Annotated in this window: 12 protein-coding genes; 7 read left to right on the top strand and 5 right to left on the bottom strand. The window is 63.7% G+C overall.

Annotation, left to right across the window (positions count from 1 at the left end; translation table 11 throughout):
* Window positions 1-162 precede the first annotated feature (162 nt).
* The 7 genes from AC1DKY_RS15095 to AC1DKY_RS15125 all read left to right on the top strand — a co-directional run bounded on the left by AC1DKY_RS15095 (window position 163) and on the right by AC1DKY_RS15125 (window position 8,770).
* Window positions 163-1,677 (top strand): fumarate hydratase, encoded by a 1,515-nt coding sequence (locus tag AC1DKY_RS15095; RefSeq protein WP_441603086.1) that lies wholly within the window; start codon window positions 163-165, stop codon window positions 1,675-1,677.
* Window positions 1,678-1,956: 279 nt separating this feature from the next.
* Window positions 1,957-4,575, top strand: coding sequence for a bifunctional aspartate kinase/diaminopimelate decarboxylase (locus AC1DKY_RS15100; RefSeq protein WP_441611269.1), 2,619 nt, complete (start codon window positions 1,957-1,959; stop codon window positions 4,573-4,575).
* Window positions 4,576-4,670: 95 nt separating this feature from the next.
* Window positions 4,671-5,066 carry an endonuclease domain-containing protein gene (locus tag AC1DKY_RS15105; RefSeq protein WP_441603084.1) on the top strand — a complete coding sequence of 132 codons (396 nt, stop codon included), beginning with the start codon at window positions 4,671-4,673 and terminating at the stop codon, window positions 5,064-5,066.
* 3 nt (window positions 5,067-5,069) lie between these two features.
* The gene (murL, locus tag AC1DKY_RS15110) at window positions 5,070-6,413 is read left to right on the top strand and encodes a UDP-N-acetyl-alpha-D-muramoyl-L-alanyl-L-glutamate epimerase (RefSeq protein ID WP_441603083.1); all 1,344 of its coding nucleotides are present in this window, start codon (window positions 5,070-5,072) and stop codon (window positions 6,411-6,413) included.
* Window positions 6,414-6,427: 14 nt separating this feature from the next.
* Complete coding sequence (gene murD, locus AC1DKY_RS15115; protein WP_441603159.1) at window positions 6,428-7,780, top strand: UDP-N-acetylmuramoyl-L-alanine--D-glutamate ligase; 1,353 nt, start codon at window positions 6,428-6,430, stop codon at window positions 7,778-7,780.
* Complete coding sequence (locus tag AC1DKY_RS15120) at window positions 7,743-8,255, top strand: GNAT family N-acetyltransferase (protein ID WP_441603082.1); 513 nt, start codon at window positions 7,743-7,745, stop codon at window positions 8,253-8,255. Before murD ends, AC1DKY_RS15120 begins: the two co-directional genes overlap by 38 nt.
* 128 nt (window positions 8,256-8,383) lie before the next feature.
* The gene (locus tag AC1DKY_RS15125; RefSeq protein ID WP_441603081.1) at window positions 8,384-8,770 is read left to right on the top strand and encodes a DUF6632 domain-containing protein; all 387 of its coding nucleotides are present in this window, start codon (window positions 8,384-8,386) and stop codon (window positions 8,768-8,770) included.
* Between the two features lie 57 nt (window positions 8,771-8,827).
* Here AC1DKY_RS15125 and AC1DKY_RS15130 read toward each other — a convergent pair whose 3' ends face one another.
* The 5 genes from AC1DKY_RS15130 to AC1DKY_RS15150 form a co-directional block, all read right to left on the bottom strand.
* The gene (locus tag AC1DKY_RS15130) at window positions 8,828-10,906 is read right to left on the bottom strand and encodes a M13 family metallopeptidase (protein ID WP_441603080.1); all 2,079 of its coding nucleotides are present in this window, start codon (window positions 10,904-10,906) and stop codon (window positions 8,828-8,830) included.
* A gap of 172 nt (window positions 10,907-11,078) precedes the next feature.
* Window positions 11,079-14,873: a translocation/assembly module TamB domain-containing protein gene (locus tag AC1DKY_RS15135; protein ID WP_441603079.1), complete on the bottom strand. Its 3,795-nt coding sequence runs from the start codon at window positions 14,871-14,873 to the stop codon at window positions 11,079-11,081.
* An 11-nt stretch (window positions 14,874-14,884) separates the two neighbouring features.
* Window positions 14,885-16,642 carry an autotransporter assembly complex protein TamA gene (locus AC1DKY_RS15140; RefSeq protein ID WP_441603078.1) on the bottom strand — a complete coding sequence of 586 codons (1,758 nt, stop codon included), beginning with the start codon at window positions 16,640-16,642 and terminating at the stop codon, window positions 14,885-14,887.
* A gap of 98 nt (window positions 16,643-16,740) precedes the next feature.
* Complete coding sequence (locus AC1DKY_RS15145) at window positions 16,741-17,619, bottom strand: class I SAM-dependent methyltransferase (RefSeq protein ID WP_441603077.1); 879 nt, start codon at window positions 17,617-17,619, stop codon at window positions 16,741-16,743.
* A gap of 51 nt (window positions 17,620-17,670) precedes the next feature.
* Window positions 17,671-20,268, bottom strand: a complete 2,598-nt coding sequence (locus tag AC1DKY_RS15150; protein WP_441603076.1) for a glycosyltransferase family 2 protein — start codon at window positions 20,266-20,268, stop codon at window positions 17,671-17,673.
* Window positions 20,269-20,342 lie beyond the last annotated feature (74 nt).

The following is a 20,342-nucleotide window of genomic DNA, read 5'->3' on the forward strand; positions in this document are numbered from 1 at the left end:
TGGCCTAGTCGGCTGGCCCTTTGGCCGAGCATTTGACCGGAAAAAGAACGGCTTGCGGGTATTTTTCAAGCCCAGGAGCCATTTGCGGCACAATAGAAGGGTTGTGCGTCGCGGACATCCCTGTTTTCGGCGCCCTGATCCCCCGGAGTCGAAGCAGCCGCCATGACCACCATCAAGCAAGACGATTTGATCCAGTCCGTCGCCGACGCCCTGCAGTACATCAGCTACTACCACCCCGTCGACTACATCAAGAACCTCGCCGCTGCCTATGAGCGCGAAGAGTCGCCGGCCGCCAAAGACGCGATGGCCCAGATCCTGATCAACTCGCGCATGGCCGCCGAAGGCCATCGCCCGCTGTGCCAGGACACCGGCATCGTCACGGTGTTTCTGAAAGTGGGCATGAATGTGCGCTGGGACGCCACGATGTCGCTTGACGACATGGTGAACGAGGGCGTGCGCCGCGCCTATAACGATCCGGACAACAAGCTGCGCGCCAGCGTGCTGGCCGATCCGGCCGGCAAGCGCAGCAACACCAAGGACAACACGCCGGCGGTGATCAACGTCTCCATCGTGCCTGGCGACACCGTCGAGGTGATCGTCGCGGCCAAGGGCGGCGGTTCCGAGGCCAAGTCCAAGTTCGCCATGCTCAATCCGTCCGATTCCATCGTGGACTGGGTGCTCAAGACCGTGCCGACCATGGGCGCCGGCTGGTGCCCGCCGGGCATGCTGGGCATCGGCATCGGCGGCACCGCCGAGAAGGCGATGTTGCTGGCGAAGGAATCGTTGATGGAACACATCGACATCCAGGAGCTGATCGCGCGCGGCCCGCAGAACCGCATCGAGGAACTGCGCGTGGAGCTGTACGAGAAGGTCAATGCGCTGGGCATCGGCGCGCAAGGCCTGGGTGGTCTGACCACCGTGCTCGATATCAAGATCAAGGATTACCCGACCCACGCGGCAAACCTGCCGGTGGCGTTGATCCCCAACTGCGCCGCCACGCGCCATGCGCATTTCACCCTGGATGGCTCGGGCCCGGTCGCGCTCGATCCGCCGTCGCTGGAAGACTGGCCCAAGCTGACCTACGACTCGAGCAAGGGTCGCCGCGTGAATCTGGATACGGTCACCCGCGAAGAAGTTGCCAGCTGGAAGCCGGGCGAAGTGCTGCTGCTCAACGGCAAGCTGCTGACCGGCCGCGACGCCGCGCACAAGCGCATGGTCGACATGCTCAACAAGGGCGAGCCGCTGCCGGTCGATTTCAAGAATCGATTCATTTACTACGTGGGCCCGGTCGATCCGGTGCGCGACGAAGTGGTGGGCCCGGCCGGCCCGACCACCGCCACGCGCATGGACAAGTTCACTGAGCAGGTGCTGGCCCAGACCGGACTCTTGGGCATGGTCGGCAAGGCCGAGCGTGGCCCGGCTGCGATCGAGGCGATCAAGCAGCACCAGTCGGTGTATTTGATGGCCGTGGGCGGCGCCGCTTATCTGGTGTCCAAGGCGATCAAGGCATCGCGCGTGGTCGGCTTCGCTGACCTGGGTATGGAAGCGATCTACGAGTTCACCGTTGAGGACATGCCGGTGACCGTGGCCGTGGATTCCGCTGGTACGTCCGTGCATCAGACGGGGCCGAAGGAGTGGCAGGGGCGCATTGGCAAGATTCCCGTGGTCGTTGCGTAACACCACACTTCTCCTTCTCCCCGTCGGGGAGAAGGCCGGGATGAGGGGCGGGTGCTTGCCCGAACGTTGCTAACGTGAGCTCTCGCTCGGCTAGAAACTGAGGCTAGATTGGCCCCTCGCCCCAACCCTCTCCCCGGAGGGGAGAGGGAGCTGACTGCGGCACTTCCAATCATCTCCGCATTTAGCCATCCAAACGCCTACTGTTTCGAGAGGTTGCATTCCTCCTGCTGCGGCGCAACACTCACCAGATTGTCTTCCCCACCACCACCGAAGGTAACCGTGAACCCGCAAAGCCCCGCGTCGCTCACCAACGACGCTCCCTGGATCGTGATGAAGTTTGGCGGCACCAGTGTCGCCACCCTGCCGCGCTGGCAGAATATTCTGGAGCTGGTAGCCAGCCGTCGCGCCGAAGGCGCACGTGTGCTGGTTGTCGTTTCGGCACTCTCCGGCATCACCGACGCACTCAAACAACTGTGCGCACAGGAAGACAAGGGCAAACGCATCGAGGCTGCCAAGGCGATCGCACAGCGTCACTACGACCTGCTCGATCACATGCAGCTGGCGGTTCCGGACACCCTCGGCGCCCGACTCGCCGAACTGGCGCAGCTGGCCGAAGACGGCCCGTCGCTGCTGGGCGAGCTGGCCTGGTCGGCACGCGTGCAGGCGCATGGCGAGCTGATGTCCAGCGCGCTGGGCTCGGCGTTTCTCAGCCATAGCGGTCTGGACACGCAATGGGTCGACGCGCGCGATTGCCTTGCCGCCATTGCGCTGCCCAACCAGAACGAGCGCACCAAACTGCTCTCGGCAATGGTGGAAACGCGGCCCGATCCGGCGCTCAATGCGCGACTTGCCGAGCTGGGCGAGGTGTTTATCACCCAGGGTTTCATCGCGCGCGAGGCGCAGGGCCGCACGGTGCTGCTCGGCCGCGGTGGATCCGATACGTCGGCCTCGTACTTCGGTGCGCTGCTGAAAGCGCAGCGAGTGGAAATCTGGACCGACGTGGCCGGCATGTTCACCGCCAATCCACGCCAGGTTCCCAGCGCGCGCCTGTTGCAGCGCCTGGATTACGAAGAAGCCCAGGAAATCGCTTCCACCGGCGCCAAGGTGCTGCATCCGCGCTGCCTGTCGCCGTTGCGCGAGCCGCGTGTGCCTTTGCTGATCAAGGACACCAATCGCCCGGAACTGGAAGGCACCTTGATCGGCCCCGAGGTGCGCGAGCATGCACCCAGCGTCAAGGCCATCAGCGCACGCAAAGGCATCACCCTGGTGTCGATGGAGTCGGTCGGCATGTGGCAGCAGGTCGGCTTTCTTGCCGACGTGTTCGCGCAGTTCAAGCAGCACGGTCTGTCGGTGGACATGATTGGTTCGGCCGAGACCAACGTCACCGTGTCGCTGGACCCTACGGAAAATCTGCTCGATTCCGATGCGCTCGCCGCCCTGGCCAGCGATCTGGCCAAGGTCTGCCGCGTGAAGGTGATTGCGCCGTGCGCGGCGATTACCCTGGTGGGTCGCGGCATGCGTTCGATGCTGCATACGCTGTCCAGCGTGCTGGCGGAGTTTGGTCAGCTGCGCGTGCACATGATCTCGCAGTCGTCCAACAACTTGAATCTCACCTTTGTGGTGGATGAAAACGTCGTCGACGAATTGCTGCCGCATCTGCACGAACTGCTGATCACCGCGGGCGCCTTGCGTACCGACGACAGTGCCTTGTTCGGCCCGAGCTGGCAGGCGTTGTATGGCACGGGCGACGTGTTGCCGCCGGCGGCTTCGTGGTGGCGCGAGGAGCGTCGCGCTGAGCTGCTCAAGATCGGTGCGGGCGCGACGCCGCGCTACGTCTACCACTTGCCGACGGTGCGCCAGCAGGCGCGCGAGCTGAAGACGCTGGGTGCGGTGGATCGCCTGCATTACGCGGTCAAAGCCAATACGCATCCGACCATTCTGAAGGCGCTTGCCGAAGAGGGTTTCGGCTTCGAATGCGTGTCACCGGGCGAATTGAAGGCGGTGATGGCGGTGGTGCCGGAAACGGCGCCGCTGCTGTTCACGCCCAACTTCGCGCCGCGCGAAGACTACGAGTGGGCGCTCACCACGCGCGCCACGCTGTCGCTGGACTCGCTCTATCAGCTGGAAAACTGGGGCGAGCTTTTCCGCGGTCGCGAAGTGGTGCTGCGTCTTGATCTGGGCCGCGGCCTGGGTCATCACGAGAAAGTGCGCACGGGCGGCAGTGGCAGCAAGTTCGGTTTGCCGGTGGAGCAGCTCGATGCGTTCCTTCGTCTTGCCGATACGCATGGTGCCATCGTGCGCGGCCTGCATGCGCATCTGGGCTCGGGCATCCTCGACGATGGCCATTGGGGCGAGGTGTACGGCCAGCTGGCGAGCCTGGCCGAGCGCATCGGCAGCGTCACCTTCCTGGATATCGGCGGCGGCCTTGGCGTGCCGTCCCATCCGGGAGAGGCGCGCTTGGATATCGCCGCGCTCGACAAGGTGCTGCGCGACGTAAAGGCCGCTTATCCACATTACAAACTGTGGATGGAGCCGGGTCGTTACCTTGTCGCCGACGCGGGCGTGCTGATCACCAAGGTCACCCAGACCAAGGGCAAGGGCCATGGCCAGATCCGTTATCTCGGTGTCGATACCGGCATGAACAGCCTGATCCGTCCGGCGCTGTACGAGGCCTGGCACGAGATCGTCAACCTCACGCGGCTGGACGAGCCGGCCACGGCCTTGTTCCAGGTGGTCGGCCCGATCTGCGAGAGCGGCGACGTACTCGGCACCGACCGCCGCCTGCCCGAGCCGCAGGAAGGCGACGTGGTGCTGGTGGCGCAAGCGGGGGCGTACGGCAAGGTGATGTCCTCGCCGTATAACCTGCGGGATGAGGCGGAGGAGATCATCCTCGAGTAACCCTCGGTCCCACACTTCTCCCTCTCTCCGGAGGGGAGAGGGCTGGGGTGAGGGGCGGGTGCTCGCGGTGACTTTCCAATCACGGACGCTCACGGATGAAGCGTTTAAACGTAGATGGAGCACGCAGCCTGCGCGTCGGTCAGACAGACGCCGAGCAGTTGCTCTGGTATCACCTGCGAAATCGCCGCCTGCAAGGCTGGAAATTCCGCCGCCAGAACGAGATCGGACCATACGTCGTTGATTTTGTCTGTCCGGATGCGGGCCTGATCGTGGAGCTCGACGGCGGCCAACATGGCGATCAGCTGATTTATGACGAAGCGCGAACACGAAAGCTTGGGGAAGAGGGCTACCGCGTGCTGCGTTTCTGGAACAATGAAGTACTGACGAACACTGAAAGCGTGCTTGAGGTCATTTTCGAGGCTTTGGCCAGCCCCGGCCCCTCACCCCAACCCTCTCCCCGGAGGGGCGAGGGAGCATGCAATGGAGACTGAGGCGTGACCACCAACATCAATCCTCGCCTGACCCAGGTATTCCGCTACCTGCGCTGCAGCTATGCCGACGGCGTAGCCGAGCTGGTGTATGCGTTCGATCACGGTGACGAACTGGTCGAGCGCGTGCGCTTCCCGAATGCGCCAGCCATTCCCGCGAACCATCAGGCCGCCTTCGAGCAGGCGCTGAAGATGCTGCATCTCATCGCGGGCGTCAGCTACTACAAGGCCGGCGTGCCGCCGCGCATCGAGGTCGCGGGTGGCCCGCTGGACGACAGCACGGCGGACCTGCTCGACGCGCTTTATCTGCATGGACTGGCCGAGTTTGCCTATCGCAACGGGTTGGATCTGCGTGGTCGCATCAACTTCCCCCGCGGCGGCGCGAAGCAGCCGGAAGCCAAGGCGCTGGGCCTGCCGCATCGCACCCTGGTGCCGATCGGCGGCGGCAAAGACTCACTTGTTGCCGTGGAAGCGATCAAATCCATCGGTGGTGACGCCACGGCCGTATGGGTCGGCAATTCGCCCTTGATCGCCGCGTGCGCCGAACGCACCGGCCTGCCCATGCTCAATATCCAGCGCGAACTCGCGCCGGGCCTGTTCGAACTCAATCGCCTGGGTGCGTGGAACGGCCATATCCCGGTGACGGCGGTGAACTCCGCGATCCTCGCCGTGGCGGCCATCCTCTATGGCTTCGACAGCATCGCGTTCGCCAATGAGCGCTCCGCCTCGGCTGCCACGCTGGAGTACGACGGCCAGCAGGTGAATCACCAGTGGAGCAAGGGCTATGCGTTCGAGCAGTTGCTCGGCGACTGGCTGCACCAGCACGTGGCGGCCGATCTCGACTATTGCTCGCTGCTGCGGCCGTATTCCGAGCTGGCGGTGACGCGCGCGTTCGCCAAGCTCACGCCCTATTTCGACGTGTTTTCCAGCTGCAACCGCAACTTCAAGATCCTTGGCCCCAAGCCGGCGGATCGCTGGTGCGGTCAGTGTCCGAAGTGCCACTTCGTGTTCCTGGCGCTGGCGCCGTTCCTGCCCAAGCCGCGTCTGCTGTCCATCTTCGGGCGCAATCTGCTGGACGATGAAAACCTCGCGCCGGGTTTCGATGCGCTGCTGGAATACCAGGACCACAAGCCGTTCGAGTGCGTGGGCGAGGGTGCGGAAGCACGCGCAGCGATGCTGGCGTTGAGCCAGCGTTCGGAATGGCAGGAAGACGCCCTAGTCGCACGTTTCATCCGCGAAATCCTGCCGCAGCTCGACGTGAGCGAACTGGCGCTGGAACCCTGGCTGCAGCCGTCCGGCGAACAGCGCATTCCCAAGCGTCTCCTGCCGGCGTTGGCGTTCTTCGCGTGACCACCTTGCCGCCGCTGCGCATCGCCGATCTTGCCAACAAGCGAGTGGCGATCTGGGGCTTCGGACGGGAGGGCAAGGCGGCCATCGCAGCCATTCGTGCGCGTTTGCCCGAGCTTGCGCTCACGCTGTTCTGCAGCGATGCGGAAATCACCGCGGCCAAAGCGTTCGATGCCACGCTCACGGTGCACGGGCAGGAACCGGATGCCACGGCGCTCGCCAGGTTCGACGTGGTGGTGAAGTCGCCTGGCATTTCGGCCTACAAGCCGGCGCTGCTGGCCGCCCATGAGGCGGGTATCCGCGTGACGTCGGGTACGGCCCTGTGGTTTGCCGAAAAGCCCACGGCACGCGTTGTTGCCGTCACCGGCACCAAGGGCAAAAGCACCACCACCGCTTTGCTCGCGCATCTTGCCCGCAGTCTTGGCGTGCGCACGGCGCTGGCCGGCAACATCGGCATGCCGTTGCTCGAACTGCTCGATGAGTCGGCCGAGCTCTGGGCCATCGAGCTTTCCAGTTTTCAGACCGGGGAAGCAGGGCCGGTCGAGCTTGGCGTCATCACCAGCCTTTACGAGGAACACCTCGACTGGCATGGCTCGCGCGAGCGCTACATCGAAGACAAGCTCAAGCTTGCCGGCGTGTCGAAACAGCTGCTGGTCAACGCCACGCAGCCATCGCTGTTGGAGCGCACGGCGCAACATCCGCACCGCATCGTGTTTGGCGACGCGCAAGGGTGGCATGTCGCCGGTGGCTTCATTCGCCACGGTGCCGAACCGGTGTTTGAGATCGCCAACCTGCGCGCACCCGGCGAACACAATGCGCTCAACGCCTGCGCCGCGCTCGCTGCGCTGGAGTTCATGGGTTTTGATGCACTCAAGGCCGCGCCCTCACTCGCAACGTTCAGGCCCTTGCCACATCGCTTGCAGCCGCTGGGTGAGCACGACGGTTTCCAGTGGGTCAACGATTCCATCAGCACCACGCCCCAGGCCACGCTCGCGGCGTTGAACAGTCTGGAAGGCCGCGCCGTGACGGTCATCGTGGGTGGCCATGATCGTGGCCTGGACTGGAGTGATTTTGTCGTCGCTGCGAGAACGCATGCACCGCACGCCATTGTCGCCCAGGGCGCCAACGGCCCGCGTATTGCGCAGGCATTGCGTGAAGCAGGTATCGCCGTGGAAGAAGCGCCAGGTCTGCCAGACGCGGTCCAGCGCGCCCGGGCAGTGACGCCTGACGGCGGTACCATCCTGCTTTCTCCTGGCGCACCCAGCTTCGACCAGTTCCACGATTACGCCGACCGAGGTCGACACTTTGCCGAGATGGCCGGTTTCGATGCCCATGACATCATCGGCATCGAAGGTCTGGGTATTCACTGAGGAAGCCCTGGCGATGACGTTCGATATCCGCATCGATGACCTGCGTGGCCCGGAGATCGGCGCATTGCTGCAGGAACACCTCGACGACATGGCGAAGTGGTCGCCACCCGAAAGCATCCATGCGCTCGACCTGGACAGGCTGCGCGCGCCACAGATCACCTTCTGGACCGTGTGGGAAGGGGCTGAGCTGGTAGGTTGCGGTGCCATCCGCAAGCTTGACGACGAGCATGCCGAAATCAAATCCATGCGCACGTCCAGGCGCCATCGTCGCAAGGGCGTGGCGGCATGTGTGCTCAGGCACATCCTCAAGGAGGCCTCGCGCCGTGGCTATCGCCGCTTGAGCCTGGAAACGGGTTCGCCCGCCGCGTTCGAGCCGGCACGACAGTTGTATGCGCGCTTTGGCTTCACGCTCTGTGGCCCGTTCGGTGATTACGTGGACGATTCCTTCAGCGTGTTCATGACGCGAACGCTCTGACCGCGACTAGCCTTGCCGAAGCATCCCGCGCACCGGCCCTACGCGAAGATCTAGACCGTTCGTCCGACATCACCAGCCGGCGCCCGGGCATAGACTGCCTCCCTCGCCAAAAGCAGCTGAGGTGAGCCGTGAGCGACTTACAACGTCTCAAGCTTCTTCGCATCGTCCTGGTCTTGCTGGGCGTCGTCTTCCTGCTCATCTATCCGCTGATGCAACTGTGGCCTTCGGGCTGGGTGTGGCACGAGGGTTATTCCGACTACCCGCTGATGATCGTGGGCGTCTACGCGACGCTCGGAGTGTTCCTGATACGCGCGGCCCGCGATCCCTTGGCCAATCTCAGCCTGATCTGGTTCGCCGTGTGGTCCAGCGTCGCGCACGGCGCGATCATGGCGGCGCAGTCGTTCATGCATCCCATGCATATGGGGCATCTGCTGGGTGACGTGCCGGCGCTGTTTATCGTAGCCATCGTGCTGGGTTTGCTTACGCCACGCAGCACGGCTGCGCGGGTGGCTTGAACGAAAAGGCCACGTCTTTCGCAAGACGTGGCCCAGGTTTTTATCCCAGCAGGCGCGTTACCAGATCTTCACGCGATCGGCCGGCGCCAGGTACAGTGTTTCGCCCGGCTTGGGCTGGAACGCGTCGTACCAGCCGTCCAGATTGCGCACGACCTGCGCACGGAAGCGGCCCGGCGCATGTTCGTTGCCGATCACTCGCTGGCGCATCGCGGCATCGCGGATCTTCTCGCGCCAGGTCTGGGCAAAGGCCAGGAAGAAGCGCTGGTCACCGGTAAGGCCGTCAACCACGGGCGCCGGCTTGCCGCCGAGCGACTTGTGATACGCCACGTAGGCAATCGTAAGTCCGGACACGTCCGCGATGTTTTCGCCCAGCGTCTGCTGGCCATTGATGTGCAGGCCCGGCAGTGCTTCATACGCGTTGTACTGCTCGACAAGTTTCTGGCCTGCAGCCTTGAAGTGCGCCTGATCTTCCGGCGTCCACCAGTTGGCGAGGTTGCCCTGCGCATCGAACTCGGCGCCAAGGTTGTCGAAGCTGTGGCTGATTTCGTGACCGATCACGGCGCCAATGGAGCCATAGTTGGCGGCGGCGTCGACCTTCGGATCGAAGAACGGCGCTTCGAGTATCGCGGCCGGGAAATTCAATGCATTCTGCAGCGGCAGGTTGACCGCGTTGACCATCTGCGGGGTCATCCACCACTCGCCGCGATCCACCGGCTGGCCCAACTTGGCGACTTGATGATCGTACTCGTATTTCTCGGCGCGCTGCTTGTTGCCCAGCGCGTCGTCGGCACGAATATCGAGCTTGCTGTAGTCACGCCAATGTTCCGGATAGCCCACGCTCACGCGGATGCTGGCGATCTTGGCTTTGGCTTTCTCGCGCGTCGCCGGCGTCATCCAGTCCAGATGATCCACGCGCTCGTTGAACGCGGCGAGGATGTTCTTCACCATCTGCTCGACCTGCTGCTTGGACGAGGCCGGGAAATACTCCTTCACGTAAATCTGGCCGACCGCATCGCCGAGCGCGACATTGGTGCTGGCCACGCCGCGCTTCCAGCGATCGCGTTGCTGGGGCGTGCCGGACAGGGTCTGGCCGTAGAAGCCGAAGCTGAGGTCGGCATACGCCTTGGGCAGCAACGAGGCGCTTTGGTTGAGCGCGTGGAAGGTCAGGTAGTCCTTCCAGGTCTGCAACGGCTCGCTGGCCGTCAGCGCGGAAAGCGCCTTGATGGCCGGCACCTGCCACACGTCGACGGTCTTCTGCTGATCCAGGCCCGCAGCCTTGAAATAAGCATTCCAATCCAGGCCCGGCGCGTTCCTGGCGAACGCGTCCATCGCCCACGGGTTATTGGCCTTGTGGATGTCCTGGCTGTCGACCATGTCGACCTGCGCCTTGGCGATCTTGGTTTCCAGCTCGAGGATGGCCTTGGCCTTTGCGTCGGCATCGGCGATGTTTGCCTGCTTCAGCAGCGCAGCGATATACGCCTGATATTTGCCGCGCGTTTCCACCATCGCCTTGTCGTCGGACAGGTAGTAGTCGCGCGTAGGCATGCCAAGGCCGCCTTGCAGCAGGTATGGGATATTGCGCGTGGCGTCCTGCAGGCCGTGCGATACGAACAGACCGAACAAGTGCTCCGTCTGGAAATTGGTGGCGTTCACCGGGTCCACGTCGGCGCGCAGGCCATCGCCCAGCACGCGGGCGAGATCGGCCTTGCTTTGGATCGCGTCGATCTGATGCAGCTCGGGCTGCAGCGGTTCGAGACCGCGCTTCTCGATGCCGGCCTCGTCCATGAACGCAGCGTAGTAATCGGCGATCTTGCGCGTGTTGCTGCCCGCAGCCGGATTGCCCTTGCCTGCCGCCTGGATCAGCTCGGCATTGCGCTTCTCGGTCTTCTGGAACACTTCCGGGAAGTTGCCGGTGCTGGAGCGATCCGCCGGAATCTCAGCGGTCTTCTTCCAGTTGCCATTGGCGTAGTTATCGAAATCGTTGCCCGGCTGCACGCTGTGGTCGATGCCGGCCAGGTCGATGCCGCTGGCGCTGCGAGCGGCGGCATGAGCCGGCGCCGGCGGGGTGGCGGTGGCCGCCATGGCGCAGGTGGTGGTCATCGCTGCGGCCGTGAAAATCCAACGAAGCTGGCGCATGAGCGGTCTCCTGAGCGGGAAAGCGGTAACGATAGTCCGTCATCTCCCTGTTGGGGGCATGACTTTTGGGCTAGGGGCAGGGCGCGTCGCCTCCTTGCAGGAGCGCACGCGTGCGCGACCTTGCACATCACTACGCCGCAGTCGCGCACGGGTGTGCTCCTGCAAGCGAGTGTCAGCGCTCGATGCGGTAGTTCAGGGAGGCGCGATTGAAGTCAGTCGCGGTTTGCGCTTCGAAATTCCAGCGGCTGTTGAAGTGGTAGCGCAACGTGATGACCTGGCCGGGGTCGAACAAGCCCACGCCATAACTGATGTAGAGGCGCGGCGAGAGGTACTTGCCCACGGTAAATGCAGACCCGCCGTTGAGTGCGTCATTGCTGCTGACGCCGATGTCGTCCACGCCCAGGCGCGAGCCGATGCTCTTGGCCAGCAGGTTGCCCGTGGCCGAGCCCAGCGCTTGCGCCGCCGCACCCACCATATTGCCTTCACCACCCTTCACCTGGGACAGCGGCTTGCCGGTGATCAGGTAGGAGAGGGCGTCGGACTGTTCCATCGGCGGCTGCGAGAACACCGTGAGCACGGGTCGTTGCGCAGTGCCCGCGATGTTGAGGCCCACCTGCTGGCCGTCGTCGATGGTGGCGTTGGGATTGAGCTTGCGGACGGCGCGGATATTGAGGCCCGGGTTATCGATGGGCGTGCTCGCAAACAGCAGCTGACCGCGGGCGATCTGCAGGTTCTGGCCGTAGGCCTTATAGGTGCCTGCCACGTCGATCTGACCCTGGCCGGTGGTGGCGCGGCCGGGTCGTTCGCTGACCACGAGCTGGCCGCGCAAAGTGCCATCGAGGCCCATGCCGACGAGGTGGGCCTTTTTGCCCAGGTTCACGGTGACGGTGGCGGATATCGGCATCTGGCTTGCCGTTTGCTCCTGCTGCTTCTCGTCCACCACGACCACGTCGGGCGACGCTTTGGTGGCTCCCGCGCCGGGTAATTTGTCGAGATTCACGTCGGCGCTGTCGAGCGTCACGTTGCCGGTGATGTCCAGACCTTTGTCGTCGTGGCGCACGGCCAGATCGGGTGATATCGCCACCTTGGCGGCGGGGAGGTCGACTGCCTTGAAGTTGCTGCCCTTTACCGACAGCACGCTCTGCGCATCGGCGCCCAGTGCCGCCGTGCCTGCGAGCACGACGCTGCCGTCGCCCGAATGCAGCGTGCCGTCGATGCGGAAATGTCGCGCATCCGTCGTGCCGATGGCGATGCGTCCCTGGTTGAGCTTGAGGCCCATGCCGGGAATTTCCGCGGAGAAGTCGGTGAGGTTGGCCTGTCCGCTGATGGCCGGCTGCGCCAGCGTGTCTGCGAGATTGAAGTCGCCATTCATGGCGCCCTTGGGATTGACGACCTCGGTGGTGAAGATTTCCAGCAGCTTGAGATTGCTCACATGGATGCCGACATGGCCACCGAGCGATTGCTGCGCACCCGTGATATTCACCTGGCCGTCGATGCGTCCGTTGTTGGTCAGGCCCGCATGCAACACCAGCTGCTGGCTCGCGGGGCTGAGCTGCGCGTTAAGCGCGAGGTTGTCGTAGGTCACCAGCGGCTGGTCGGCGCGATCGGCATAGGCTACGGAGCCGCGCGGCGAAGTAATCGACGCGTTGCCCGTCAGGGCGCCCGCTGTATTGCGGCGCAGACTGCCGCTGCCCTCGAGTGTGCCTTCCACGCGCATGGGCTGCTTGCTGGTGCTCACCGCGCTCATGATCAGCGCGATGGGCAGACCGTGCAGTCGATAGCTCGCATCGAGATTGCCGGCCTTGTCCTGTTTGGCGGCGGCACACAGCAGAGGTTCGCCTGCGGTGAGGCAAAGCTCGGAAAGATTGAGCGCACCATCGTTATAGGAGAGCTGCGTCGACTGCTGCAGTCGCCACGGCGGCAGGCCGGCAAAATCCACATTGAGCGTGGAAAGCGTGCCATTCCATGCCGAGCCCCTGAGGCTGCCACTTAGCGCCAGATCCGTCGACAGCGGCGAGCCATGCGCGGTGAGCGTGAGGCTGTGGCGTTCGGCCGTGCCATCGCCGCGTACGTTGACTTGGGTGAAGGCGAGGCCGCCGGCGTTCACGCCACTGGTCTGCAGATCGAGCTTGCCGCCGGGATGACTGATGTCGGGCACGTTGGCGACCAGCCGCAACGCGTTGACCTGTTGGCCCGCATAACTGAGTGCGCTGCCTTGCAGATTGGCTTCGACCGCGAGCCTGGGATGCTTGCCGCGCACTTGGATGGTGCCCTGGAGACGTCCGGCAGACTCGGGCAGCCAATCGCCCAGCGAGGCGACCGCCAGCTTGATCGTGATGTCGTTGGTGTTGCCCGGCTTCGCGTCGATCCGCGCATCGCTGCCGCCGGAGATCAGATGCAGCTGGCCGTCGATCACGCCTTCGGGCGGCAGGTGCAGCTTGCCGTCGCCGTGCACGGTGCGATCGCGCAGACGACCATCGAATTTCTTGATCTCGAGTGTGACGTCGGGATGGTCCTGCGGCAGCGTGCCTTGCGAGGCGATGTCGAAATCCAGCGAGCCGTTCCATTTCGCCAGCACATGACCCGGGTCGAAACGGTGGGCGATCGCTTCCATCTGCCAGCCGAACGTCGGTTGCAGATTCAGCGTTCCCTTGGCCTGCAGATCGCCTTGCGGCTGTTTGACCGTGAGCGCATGCAGGTTGATGAGTTGCGGCGTGCCGTCGAGCACGAGTGTGACATCGGCCAGCTTGCCTGCCGGGCCGATGGCCAGGGTGCTTTCCGCGTGGAATTGTTCGGTAGTGCCCTTGGCCGTGAGGCTGCCATGGCTCAGCAGTGTCTGGCCGGCCATCTGCTCGGGCAGCACCACGTCCTTCCACTCGACGGTGAGGTCGGCTGCCAGTGGTTTGGCCGCCAGCTGCGCGACGCCATGCACACCGACGCCACCCTTGAACTGCGGCGAGGTGATGCCCAGCTGTTCGATCGTCAAGGTGTTGAGATCGTCGCTGAAGCGCGCGGTAAGCGGCTGCAAGTGCAGCTGGTAGTCGTTGAGGCCCAGTTGGCCGGTGAGCGTGCCGCTGCGGCGGTCGCCCTTGCCGGTGAGCGCTACGGCGAGGCCGGTGAGCGAGCTCTCGCCGAGCAAAGGCTTGGGATCGAAGCGCGGCGCATCGAGCGTCGCCGTCCATGCATAGTCGCCGCCTTGCGCCAGCGCCAATTGAAATCGCACAGCCGTGGGCTGCGTGAGTTGCAGATCGGCGTGCGCCTGCTTGCCGTCGCCGCTTGCGATCAGTTCACCGGCATATTCGGTGCCGCTCACGGTCCAGGCAAAGCTCGCCTTGCTGTCGCCCTGGTATTTGCTGCCCACCACCAGGCGGCCGGTCAGATCCGCATGGCCTTCGGGCGCGCGCAGCTTGAGCTGGCGAAGTTCGATGCCGCGACTGCCGGTCCAGCTGCCCGCGACGTCGAGCGAATCAGAGGCGAACAACGGTTGTCCCGCCTGCGTGATCTTCACTGAGCCGATGTGCGCACGATCGAGCAGCATATCGAACGGCGGCTTCCACCATGAGCTGCTCTGGCTCTCGGGCGATTGGGGTTCACTGGGAGGCAGCGCCACCTCGACACCGTCGGCGTCGAGATCGAGCACATGCAGCCGTTTGCGGGAGAGAGCAGGCACGCGCAGATCCAGGTGCGCCTTGGCGACCTTGACGTCGAGCCCTTTGCCATCGGCATAACGCAAGCCCACCAGATCAAGCGGCCCGACGAGACGGCCCTGTGCCGATTGCACAGTGAGCTGGCCATCCGTGAAGCCTTCCGCACGCGCCAAGGCGAAGCGCAGGCCCGGCGCTGTGCCGATCACCCATGCGATGAACGCAAGCAGCACCAGCACCAACGCGAGCACGGACAGCAGCGTCCAGCGCAGCCAGTGGCGGCGTGGGCGAGGCGCGGGAGCGGAGGCGGTCGTCTCAGTCATCACATCGCTGCTCACAGATCCGGGCCGATCACGACGTGCAGTTCCACACCGTGCTCATCCGGGTTGTGCACCGGCGTACCCAGGTCCACCCGGATCATACCCACCGGGGAGAGCCAGCGTACGCCCAGGCCTGCGCCGATCTTGGGGCGATAATCCGTGCCGGTGAATGCGTTGCCCGCATCGACGAACGCAGCCATGCCCCATTGGCGCGTGAAGTAGTGCTCCACCTCGGTGCTGCCGACCAGCAGGTTCTCGCCACCGATCACGCGGCCAAACGAATTCTTGGGGCCGATGCTCTGATAGCTGTAGCCGCGCACCGAACGGTCGCCGCCCGCGAAGAAACGCAGCTGCGGCGGCAAGTCGTCGAAATTATTGGTCCAGGTGGCGCCGGCCGAACCGCGCACGATGAAGCGGTTGTTGCCCCAGAACGAGGTAATCCATTTGCCGTCGGCCGTGACCTGGCTGAAGCTCGCGTCGGAGAGCAGCGAGCCCACCGTGGAGCGTGCCGTCAACACCAGCGACCAGCCATTGCGCACAAAGATCGGGTTGTCGCCCGATTTGCGCGACAGCGACACCTCCGGATAAAACAGGTTGCTCTGGCCGTGTTCCAGCCCCTCCACGTTGTCCGCTTCGCCGGGTTTCTGGCCCACGGTGAAGGTGCCGTCCAGCGCATGAATGCCGATGGTGCGCACCCATCCATGCCACTCGCGCGTCTCGTTGGCCACCAGTTCCAGCGTCTTGGATTTGGACGTGTCGGTATTGGAGTCGCGGTAGGTGGCGCCGTAGTTGAAGCTGCGCTGGTTGGGGCCGGGCAGGGGCACCGTGTACAACGTCGACAGCGTCTTGAGTTTCTGCGCGAGGATCAGCTCGTTCTTCCACTTGTGGCCGCTGGCGTTCACCCAGCGCCGCTCCATGCCTGCGCGCACGCCAAAGCCCGTGTCCGTGCCGATGAAGGGGCCGCCGGTGTAGACCGTGCGCTTGGCCGGCGAGAGTTCCACCTTCACATCGACCACGCCGTTTTTCTTGTCGTCCACGTCGGGCAGCACGTTCACGACCGAGAAATAATCCGCGCCGTTGAGCGCCTGCTGCAGCTGCAACAGCTTGTCCTGCGCAAAATATTCGCCTGACTTGAAGGGCACGTAGCGCTGCAGGAAGCCCTCCTTGAACTGCGAGCCTTCGAAATGGACGTCGCCAAACTTGTAGCGCTGGCCCGCCTCCCAGGCGAGATGGACGACGGCGCTGCGCTCAGCGCGATTGACGTCCACCCGATGCGTGGTCAGGCGCGCATCGAGGAAGCCGTTGGCGGTGAGCGCGCCGCTCAGCGCATCGCGAGCGGAGTCATACTCGCCATGGTTCAGCGTCCGGCCCTTGAGGTTTTCGATGGCGCGTTGCGCCCGTCGAATCGCCGGGATTTTCGATGCCGTGGCGTCGAGTTTGAGATCCACCTCGGTGACGGTGACGGGCGATCCGGGGGTGACATGCAGCGTCACGCGCCAGTCGGTGCCCACCGGATCGAGTTGCCCCTGCACCTTGGCCTCGTAGTAGCCATACGGCTCCAAGGCCGTCTTGGCCTGGTCCAGCGACTGTTCGTACAGGCGGCGCACCTGCGCCTCGGTCACGTCGCGATTGGCGTACTGCGAAAGATCGACGCCCGAACTCACCGCCAGCTTCAACGGATCGTCCACGCCATCCACCACCAGCTGGACACCTGCGTGCGCCAGCATCGGTATGCATAGAAGTAGCGCGGCAAGGCGTTGGACTATATGCATGCTTCCGGATCCGTCCTCGCCACCCCATCCGTTATTGGAGGGCAGACTTGCCGTGATTATCTAGCAGCTGGAATGTCTGCGATGAATCAAGAACCTTGCTATCGAGTAGCTTTGAGAATATTCGGCAGCATCTTCCACGATTCGGCCGAACTCGCATCATCGACATGGAATCCTTCGCGCGGGGCGTAACAGAACCCAGCTTCCGCACGGCTGAAGCCGGCGTCGCGAATCTGATCGAGGATGTCCCACCCGAAGTTGTGGAAAGTGTAGATGCCACCGCGGTTGAGTCCGTCGCCATGGTACTCCGGCGGCTGCAGGTGCTCGATGTCACCGGATGCATTCGGGCGACCGCGGAGTATCGACCGGGCGTTGCCGATGAAAAACGGAACCGTGAACAGCATGACGCCGCCGGGCTTCAGCACGCGAGCCGACTCGCGCAGCGCCGCCGCGGTGTCGTAGACATGCTCCAGCACATCGCTATGCGCCAGGAAGTCCAGCGTAGCGTTCCCGTAGGAAAGCGAGGTGATCGATTCGTGCCGTGTATAGCGCCATCGCCACCAGCGAGTGGACCACCAGTAGTGACGGCCTGATTGGCGATCTTCGCCGAGAAACTCCGATCCACGCAGCCAAGGCATGCGCGCGTGGGACTGCGCATACAGTCGCGTGGTCTTCTCGAGCAACGCACCCTGGGTGCCGGCATGGCCTTGCTTGCCGCCGTCGGCGAGCATGGCCGCAAGCATCAGGCGCTGCCGGGTATTCAGGCGGCAGCGGACGCAGCACAGGTTTTCCCGCAGGTTGGGATGGGTTGCACGCGCAGCGTCGAGACGGAAGGTGGTCTGGCCGTCGCAGGCGATGCAATAACCCGGGTACGAACGCTGTTCGCCCAGCAGCCCGACTTCACGCGCGATATCGGCCTGCGCGCGTTGAGCCGCGTCAATCCATGCCGTTTGCGTTTCGAACCAACGTATCGTCGACATACCCGCATTCCATTCGTGAGCCAGCTGCGCACCGGGCGACAGTCGGGTAGATCAACCCGCCTTGTCGCCCGCCTTGTGCGCAATCCACGCGCCAATCACCGCCGATACGTACGGAATCGCCTGTGCCGCGAGGATGAACATCCACAACGTGCCTTCGACGTAGTGCGTGCCAAAGCGCATGCCCATGCCGACGATACAGCCGACCAGCGCGATGGCCATGAGGAATTCCTCGCGCACCGGCGCAAACGCGGCGAAATTGCTGCCGCCCAGGCGGCGGCTCTTGGCCGTCACCACGAACGAGGTCTTCTCCCGCGTCAGGCCATGCAGGATGCCGCGCGCGATCGCGTGCGACAGGCTCATGCTGGCCAGCGACGCCATCAAGGTGTCGTACCAGCTGCAGGGTACGCGCACGCGGTACAGCACGATGCCGAAGATCGCCTTGGCAAAGAAGAAGCCGATCACCGGGATCAGGAACAACTGCATCGGCAAGTTGAAGATGGTGGGGAAGGCCACCATGCCCGCGGTCCAGAAGATCGCCATCATGGTGAAGATCAGGTGCAGCGCATCGGCAAACCAGCTGAACCAGCCGGTCAGGAAGTGGAAGCGCTGGCCCGCGCTGAGCGGACCCTTCTGGGTCATCCAGTTCCAGCGGCCCTTGAGGATCTGCATGGCGCCGAAAGCCCAGCGGTAACGCTGGCTCTTGTACGCCTTGAAGTCCGCCGGGGTGAGGCCCTTGCCCATCAGTTCGTCGACGTAGACCAGCTCGTAGCCGGCATGCATCAGGCGCAAGCCAAGCTCCGCGTCTTCGCAGATGGTCCATTCGGACCAGCCGCCGGTGCCTTCCAGCGCCGAGCGGCGCACCATGGTCATGGTGCCGTGCTGGATGATCGCGTTGCGCTCGTTGCGATGGTGCATGCCGATGCGGAAGAAGCCGTCGTATTCCCACGCGGTCATGCGGCGGAAGCGGTTGTGCTCATAGTCGCGATGCGCCTGCGGGCACTGCACCACGGCCACCTTGGGGTCGTGGAAGTAACCGGTGAGCGAGGAGAGCCAGTCTTCGCGCACCACGTAGTCGGCATCGATCACTGCCACCACGTCTGCACGAGGATCGGTTTCCTTCAGGCCGAAATTCAGCGCGCCGGCCTTGAAGCCCGGCCACGGTTCCAGATGGAAGAAGCGGAACTTGCTGCCGAGCTTTTCGCAGTATTCCTGCACCGGCTTCCAGATCGCCGGGTCCTTGGTGTTGTTGTCGATCACCAGGACTTCGTAGTTCTCGTATTTGAGCTCGGCCAGCGAATCGAGCGTGACGAACACCATTTCCGGCGGCTCGTTGTAGCAGGCCAGGTGGATCGACACGAACGGCTGCTTCTCCACCGGATCGGGCGGCAGCAGTCCCGCATGACGCACCCAGCCGCGGCGCCACAGCACTTCGGTGAACTCAAAGCCGTTGATCAGCAGGATGGCGAGGATCGCGATCTGGGCCGGGAACAACAGCACCAGCATGGTCCAGTCGATCCAGCTCAGATAGAAATTGAACGGCAGCGTGGCCGACCAGGTGACCAGGCCGCAGGCCAGCTGGATCAGCGCGCAGAAGAAGAACCGGCCGGTGAGCTTGAAACGGCTATAGCGGCGGGCGAACCAGATCATAGGAACCAGCGCGAGCAGGCTGGCGCCCAGCGCCTTCCACGGCCACGCGGTGTCCTCGGTCACCGGTCCGGTGAACGGGAACTTGGGCTGGCGATCGGCGTTGAACATGCCCCAGTACGCTTCGGTGCGACCCGACAGCGCTTCTTTCCAGGGCTGGTCGAACGCTTCCATCACGTAGTAGTCGATGTTGCGTTTCTTCGCTTCGTTGAACCACGTGCGCAGGAAGATCGCTTCATTGGACACCGACGGGTCGGCGTACTTGTAGCGATCGCCGTTGGAGGGCCAGCCGATTTCGCCGATCACGATCGGCTTGTTGGGGTACAGCTTGTGCAGGTTGTCATAGCTGCCCAGGGCGGCGCCCACGGCAGCGCTGCGGTCGATTCCGTTCCAATAAGGGAACAGGTGCACCGTGATGAAGTCGACGTGCTCAACCAGCTCCGGATATTTGATCCAGATATGTTCCGGCTCGGCGATGGATACCGGCTGATGGATCGCCGCACGCACGCGGTCGGCATACGCCATCAGCTGTTCCGGCGGGACATCGTTGCGAAACAGCACCTCGTTGCCCACGATCACGCGGTTGATCGAGTTGGGGTAGCGACGCGCCTGCGCAATCAGCGTCTCGACTTCGTTTTCGTTGTTGTCCAGGCGCCGGTCGATCCACGCGCCGGCCATGACCTGCAGGCCGTCCTTCTCCGCCAGGCGATAGACCTGTGGATTCTGCAGCGTCGAATACGTGCGGATGCGCGATGTGTAGCGCTTGAGCAGCTTCAGGTCGCTGTCGATCTCCTCGTCCGACGGGAAATCGTTCTTCAGCGGATTCTGGTAGCGCTGGAAAGCGGACAGGGCAAAGCCACCGATCGGGCCATTCCAGTTTTCCGGGCCGTGCGGCAGGTTGCTCCACCACCAGAGGCCGATGTTCATGGCCGCCACGATCAGGGCAAGCAATATGGCTGCGAGCAGGGGGTGCTTGCTGTCGTGGTTGGTCGAGTCTGTTTTCATATTCCAAGTGCCTCGCGCCGGGAGCTGTTTGCCCGCAGGGCGAGGAAGAACGAAGGAGTGTATGTCGATACACG

It is taken from the genome of Dyella sp. 01N448, from assembly GCF_056399225.1.

What these genes read in the sequence shown, in the direction of transcription:
- AC1DKY_RS15095 (WP_441603086.1), top strand. Translation starts at nt 163, where the DNA reads ATGACCACCATCAAGCAAGACGATTTGATCCAGTCCGTCGCCGACGCC.
- AC1DKY_RS15105 (WP_441603084.1), top strand. Translation starts at nt 4,671, where the DNA reads ATGAAGCGTTTAAACGTAGATGGAGCACGCAGCCTGCGCGTCGGTCAG.
- AC1DKY_RS15120 (WP_441603082.1), top strand. Translation starts at nt 7,743, where the DNA reads ATGACATCATCGGCATCGAAGGTCTGGGTATTCACTGAGGAAGCCCTG.
- AC1DKY_RS15130 (WP_441603080.1), bottom strand. Translation starts at nt 10,906, where the DNA reads ATGCGCCAGCTTCGTTGGATTTTCACGGCCGCAGCGATGACCACCACC.
- AC1DKY_RS15135 (WP_441603079.1), bottom strand. Translation starts at nt 14,873, where the DNA reads ATGACTGAGACGACCGCCTCCGCTCCCGCGCCTCGCCCACGCCGCCAC.
- AC1DKY_RS15140 (WP_441603078.1), bottom strand. Translation starts at nt 16,642, where the DNA reads ATGCATATAGTCCAACGCCTTGCCGCGCTACTTCTATGCATACCGATG.
- AC1DKY_RS15145 (WP_441603077.1), bottom strand. Translation starts at nt 17,619, where the DNA reads ATGTCGACGATACGTTGGTTCGAAACGCAAACGGCATGGATTGACGCG.
- AC1DKY_RS15150 (WP_441603076.1), bottom strand. Translation starts at nt 20,268, where the DNA reads ATGAAAACAGACTCGACCAACCACGACAGCAAGCACCCCCTGCTCGCA.